The organism is Streptococcus sp., assembly GCF_030825805.1.
Lineage (GTDB): Bacteria > Bacillota > Bacilli > Lactobacillales > Streptococcaceae > Streptococcus.
Genome location: NZ_JAPJPF010000062.1, coordinates 1 through 5542 on the forward strand (window position 1 = coordinate 1; position 5542 = coordinate 5542).

6 protein-coding genes and 1 pseudogene are annotated in these 5542 nt (G+C 43.3%); 2 read left to right on the forward strand and 5 right to left on the reverse strand.

Going from position 1 to position 5542, the window contains the following annotated elements:
- The 4 genes and pseudogenes from RCH62_RS08160 to RCH62_RS08175 form a co-directional block, all read right to left on the reverse strand.
- Positions 1 to 83 (reverse strand): annotated as a pseudogene (locus RCH62_RS08160) (dUTP diphosphatase); the annotation flags it as partial.
- Between the two features lie 76 nt (positions 84 to 159).
- Positions 160 to 726: a histidine phosphatase family protein gene (locus RCH62_RS08165; RefSeq protein ID WP_306474995.1), complete on the reverse strand. Its 567-nt coding sequence runs from the start codon at positions 724 to 726 to the stop codon at positions 160 to 162.
- Positions 677 to 1123, reverse strand: coding sequence for a dUTP diphosphatase (locus tag RCH62_RS08170; protein WP_042361437.1), 447 nt, complete (start codon positions 1121 to 1123; stop codon positions 677 to 679). The genes RCH62_RS08165 and RCH62_RS08170 overlap by 50 nt, the downstream gene beginning before the upstream one ends.
- Positions 1124 to 1359: 236 nt before the next feature.
- Positions 1360 to 2049: a gamma-glutamyl-gamma-aminobutyrate hydrolase family protein gene (locus RCH62_RS08175; RefSeq protein ID WP_048716619.1), complete on the reverse strand. Its 690-nt coding sequence runs from the start codon at positions 2047 to 2049 to the stop codon at positions 1360 to 1362.
- A 202-nt stretch (positions 2050 to 2251) separates the two neighbouring features.
- Here RCH62_RS08175 and RCH62_RS08180 point away from each other — a divergent pair, with 202 nt between their 5' ends.
- Positions 2252 to 3268, forward strand: a complete 1017-nt coding sequence (locus RCH62_RS08180) for an NAD(P)H-dependent glycerol-3-phosphate dehydrogenase (RefSeq protein WP_306474996.1) — start codon at positions 2252 to 2254, stop codon at positions 3266 to 3268.
- A gap of 62 nt (positions 3269 to 3330) precedes the next feature.
- Positions 3331 to 4242, forward strand: a complete 912-nt coding sequence (gene galU, locus RCH62_RS08185) for a UTP--glucose-1-phosphate uridylyltransferase GalU (protein WP_306474997.1) — start codon at positions 3331 to 3333, stop codon at positions 4240 to 4242.
- A gap of 508 nt (positions 4243 to 4750) precedes the next feature.
- Here galU and RCH62_RS08190 read toward each other — a convergent pair.
- A partial coding sequence (locus RCH62_RS08190) for an LPXTG cell wall anchor domain-containing protein (RefSeq protein ID WP_306474998.1) occupies positions 4751 to 5542 on the reverse strand: 792 nt, incomplete at its 5' end.

Consider the following 5542-nt stretch of genomic DNA (forward strand, 5'->3'; position numbering starts at 1 on the left):
CCACCAGTTCGAACACCGTCAGCTTCATCTCCATCTGCGATTAAAAATGGTGCAAAGACAGCCTGAACCACACGTTCCCCTACAACTTTCTTATAGCCTTGACAATTCTCCGGAGTAAATGATTGAAAATCTTTATAACTCATTACTTTCTACTTCTTTCTATAAATCAAGCTCACACTCAATCACTTGGCAAAAATCAATCTTCTCATTTGCTACAAACTGCCGTATCAGCATTCGATGGGCTACAACTACCACAGTTTGATGTTCCCGATACTTAGCCATGCAATCTAGAAAACGAGACTTCATCTCTACAGCTGTCTCATATTGAACAGGAGAATTTGGGAGCAACTCCCCATTATTTTCTAAAAATAGTCTTCTAGCTTCTTCAAATCTATCTATGCCACTTTCATAGACCTGCCATTCATGCAATAATGGCTCCACTCTCAAAGGAAGCCCAGTAGCACAAGATACATAAGAAGCCGTTTCTAATGCTCGCGTCACTGCAGAAGACACCAGTATATCAGCTGAGCCAAACAAAGGATTTTTGCAAAGTTCCTGAGCTTGTTGTCTTCCTTTCACCGATAAAGGAGCCAAGTCTATCCCAAATCCCGTATAAGAACGCTTCTCTAACTCACGGTAATCTGGCTCTCCATGACGTACAAAGATAATCTTCATCTTAGTGCCCTGTCGATCCAAATCCGCCAGTACGAACTCCGTCTGCCTCATCTCCATCTGCGATTAAAAACGGTGCAAAAACAGCCTGAACCACACGTTCGCCGACTTCAAGAACCACTTCCTGGTCGGTAATGTTTTTCATCTGAGCAAAGATATGGCCTTCATTTCCAGGGTTTCCATAGTAGTCACCATCAATGACACCAACAGAGTTAATCAAGACTAGACCTTTTTTGCGAGGATTAGAGGAACGGTCATAGAGGTAGAGAACCTCTGTCGGTTGCATATAAGCCTTGACTCCTGTTGGCACGAGGACAATCTCTCCTGGCGCAATCACCGTGCGTTCTGCAACCTTCAAGTCGTAGCCAGCCGCATGGGCTGTCTCCCGTTTTGGAAGCAAGTCTTGATTGGTATAGGTTGATACAAGTTCAAATCCACGAATTTTTGTCATCATAATTCCTCTTTCATTCTAAATAGTTTCTATCTCTTCTATTATACCATCACTTTGGCCTAGCGTCTCCCCTATACTACTATTCGTATTTTTTCTGACAAACACACAAAGCCCCCTCAAAGGAGGAGACTTTTGCAGGAGATTATATGAAAAAAGTAAACTGTATCAAACAAAGTTAGGAGGTCTTTGTTGATGAGACTAGTTTACCTCTTTCTCCTTAAAAAATCCTAAAGAGTTTACAATTCTTGTAAAAGATAGCGAAAAAGTTCGAGATTGCCTTTTTCTTCTTTGACCAGAAACTCTGGATGCCATTGCAAGCCGATGATGCGATGACCATCCACCGCTTCGATGGCTTCAATGGTCTGATCGCGAGGGTCAATGGCTGTCACTCGAAAGTTGGGCGCCAAGTCCTTAATACTTTGGCGATGAACAGAATTGATCTGGCTAGCTTGCCCAAAGAGACGCTCTACCACACTGCCTTTTTTGGTCTCAATTGAATGAGAAGTGCCAAAAGGAAGGCCTTGCCAGTGCCCTTCTACTTCTTGATGGAGAGTCCCACCGAAGGCGACATTAACCAACTGAACCCCTCGGCAGATAGCTAGGACAGGCTTGTTTTGACGGACCGCTTCTTTTAGTAAGGCCAACTCAAACTGATCTCGCTCGAGATTGTAGTCATCACTCTCGATGGCAATCTCTTCTCCATAAAAGCTAGGATGGACATTTTGCCCCCCACTGAGGATGAGCTTGTCCACTGTCTCGATATAATCTTTGGCAAAAGATGGGTCTCCAACTGGGATGACCATAGGAAGGCCACCGACTTGCTTAATGGTTTCCGCAAATTTACAAGATACAGACGAATGGATATTTTTTCCATCTGGATCCACTGCACATAGATTGGCAGAGACTCCAACAATCGTTCTACACATGGCCTTCCCTCCTTTGATATTTCTATTCCCTATTTTATCATCCCACCCTTAGAGAGTCTAATATGTATTTTTTAAGGGCATGATAAATATTTTTTATCACCTAAAGCATAGATGTTTTCCCTTAAAATCTTCCTATGTCAAGTGAGTTTTTTTCCTTTTTGTATGGTAAAATAGAAATGAAATCTTCACGAAGGAGAATACTATGGATAAACAAACCGTTGCGGTCATCGGTCCAGGTTCTTGGGGAACTGCCCTTTCTCAAGTCCTCCACGATAATGGCCATGAAGTACGGATCTGGGGAAATGTCCCAGAACAAATCGACGAAATCAATCAAGAACATACCAACAAACGCTACTTTAAGGATATCCTGCTAGATCCAGGGATCAAAGCTTACCACAACTTGGATGAAGCCCTTTCTGGAGCGGATGCGGTCCTCTTTGTCGTCCCAACCAAGGTGACACGACTCGTTGCCAAGCAAGCATCTGAACTCTTAGACCATCCTGTCAAGGTCATGCACGCGTCCAAAGGATTAGAACCAAACAGTCACAAACGGATTTCTCAAATCTTAGAAGAGGAAATCCCTGTTTCTCTACGTAGCGAGATTGTGGTCGTGTCTGGGCCAAGTCACGCCGAAGAAACCATCGTTCGTGATATTACTTTGATTACAGCGGCTTCTAAAGATTTAGAAACAGCTCGCTATGTTCAGGAACTCTTCAGCAACCACTACTTCCGCCTCTATACCAATACAGATGTGATCGGAGTTGAGACAGCCGGTGCCCTGAAAAATATTATCGCAGTCGGAGCTGGAGCCCTCCATGGACTTGGATACGGAGATAATGCCAAGGCTGCCATCATCACGCGTGGACTAGCTGAAATTACTCGTTTAGGTGTTAAACTTGGCGCCAGCCCATTGACCTATAGTGGGTTATCCGGAGTTGGAGACCTGATCGTGACAGGGACTTCCATCCACTCTCGGAACTGGCGAGCTGGGGATGCCCTCGGTCGCGGTGAAAAACTAGAAGATATCGAAGCCAACATGGGTATGATCATTGAAGGGATTTCAACCACTAAGGCTGCCTACGAACTGGCCCAAGAGCTAGACGTCTATATGCCGATCACACAAGCCATCTACCAAGTAATTTATGAAGGACAAGATATTCGTGAAGCCATCAACTTCATGATGAACAATGAATTTAAAGAAGAAAATGAGTGGAACTAAGGGATTCTTCCTTGCCAATCAGGTTTAACAACTAATCATTCTTCAGTTAGAAAGGAATTATTATGACAAAAGTTAGAAAAGCAGTCATTCCTGCGGCCGGACTTGGAACTCGTTTCCTACCTGCCACCAAAGCCCTGGCCAAAGAAATGTTGCCAATCGTAGATAAGCCGACCATCCAATTCATCGTTGAGGAAGCCCTTAAGGCTGGCATCGAGGATATTCTCGTTGTCACTGGTAAATCAAAACGTTCGATCGAAGACCACTTCGACTCAAACTTCGAACTTGAGTACAACCTCAAGGAAAAAGGGAAAAATGACCTGTTGAAACTGGTCGATGAAACTACTGGGATGCGCCTCCACTTCATTCGTCAAAAACATCCGCGCGGTCTTGGAGATGCTGTCCTTCAGGCCAAGGCCTTCGTTGGAAGTGAGCCTTTCGTCGTGATGCTGGGTGATGACTTGATGGATATCACAGATGATACAGCTACTACTCTCACCAAGCAATTGATGAATGACTACGACGAGACACATGCTTCAACCATTGCCGTCATGAAAGTTCCTCATGAAGAAGTTTCTGCTTACGGAGTCATTGCTCCTCAAGGGGAAGGCATCAACGGACTCTATAGCGTTGAAACTTTTGTCGAAAAACCGGCACCTGAGGAAGCACCGAGCGACCTTGCCATTATCGGTCGCTACTTACTGACTCCTGAAATCTTCCAGATTTTGGAAAACCAAAAACCAGGCGCTGGAAATGAAATCCAATTAACGGATGCCATCGACACCTTAAACAAGACCCAACGAGTCTTTGCCCGTGAATTTAAGGGCAGACGCTACGATGTAGGGGATAAGTTTGGTTTCATGAAAACATCTATTGATTATGCCTTGAAACACCCACAGGTTAAAGATGATCTCAAACAATACATCATTGATCTTGGAAAAAAATTAGAAGAAACAGGAAAAGTGACCGAGGAGTAAAAAATGCTCCCCTCGAATTTTCGACTATGAAATAAAGAGGCCGGACTAAACGTCCGGCCTCTTTTTAGTAGTGCATAAAAAAGCTCAGCTGCTTCTTAAAAAAGAATAATTTACTATTTTTTAAGTCATTGAAGAAGGAACTGGAACTTTCCGCTTTGAGAAAAGTACTTGAAACATTGATGTTTCAAGTACTCAGGAGTTTTGGAACCTTAGATTCAAAACTAAGTCATGGAACTTCTTAGAAGTTCGCTGACGTCCGTACTCACCTAAGGAAAGTTTCTAAGATCACTTTATATTCAATCTGAAGAGGCTGGGACAAAAGTCCTAGCCTCTCAATTGTCTTTGGATTGTCGTGAAAGATGCAGTGGTTGAGTGGGCTCTACTACACTGATTTCATCAGCTTTTACAGCCCTACTCAACTGTGCGGAGGTGGGACGACGAAATCGAAGTCTAACGAATGACCGATTTCTGTCCCACTCTCTCCTTTTATTTCTTAAAAAGTTGCTTTTTAGGCTTTGTTCTGTTTTCGTTTTTCTACATAGAAGGCAAATCCAAGTGCACTAATCAAGACACCGCCGATGATACCAACCATTGAAATGGTTTGTCCAGTAGATGGCAATTTCTTGCTTTCTATTTTTTCTTCTACCTTGGCTGCTGTTTTGTAAACAACTCCATAAGATGAGAAGTGATTGGTTGTGAACGTTACCTTGCTCTTGTCTTCATTCAAGCTGAACTGGTAAGTCTCAACCTTGCCATCTTCTCCAATGCCTACAACAGATTCTACTTCTTTAGTAGGATCAACTGGCATGGTCACCACAGTTGGGCTGAATTGATGAACGGCTCCATTTTGATTCGACAACTGAATGTCATAAATCTTATAATCTTTACCTTTAAGAGCTTGGACATCCTTCAAAACAGCAACTGCCAAATTAAAGCCACCTTGGGCAAAATCTGGGTTTTGCAGGGTGATTCCAGTAACAGGATCTACTAAAATATAGGAATTCGTCGGAAGAACTGGACGATTGTTTGTTGTTGGAGCAGGGACAATCTTAGTTGATGTGTTTACATTCTTGTTTGGATCGGTACTTGGTTGTGTTGGCTTGGTTTCGTCCTTGCTTGGTTTAGTAGTTGTAGTTGTTGTCGTGGTTTCTTCCTTACTTGGATCGGTAATTGGCTCACTTGTCGTAGTTTCTTCCTTACTTAGATCGGTAATTGGCTCACTTGTCGTGGTTGCTTCCTTACTTGGATCGGTAATTGGCTCACTTGTCGTGGTTGCTTCCTTACTTGGATCGGTAATTGG

Bases quoted from the DNA above. Each gene is read 5' to 3' on its own strand.
- RCH62_RS08180 (WP_306474996.1), top strand. From the start codon at position 2,252: ATGGATAAACAAACCGTTGCGGTCATCGGTCCAGGTTCTTGGGGAACT.
- RCH62_RS08170 (WP_042361437.1), bottom strand. From the start codon at position 1,123: ATGACAAAAATTCGTGGATTTGAACTTGTATCAACCTATACCAATCAA.
- RCH62_RS08175 (WP_048716619.1), bottom strand. From the start codon at position 2,049: ATGTGTAGAACGATTGTTGGAGTCTCTGCCAATCTATGTGCAGTGGAT.
- galU (WP_306474997.1), top strand. From the start codon at position 3,331: ATGACAAAAGTTAGAAAAGCAGTCATTCCTGCGGCCGGACTTGGAACT.
- RCH62_RS08165 (WP_306474995.1), bottom strand. From the start codon at position 726: ATGAGGCAGACGGAGTTCGTACTGGCGGATTTGGATCGACAGGGCACT.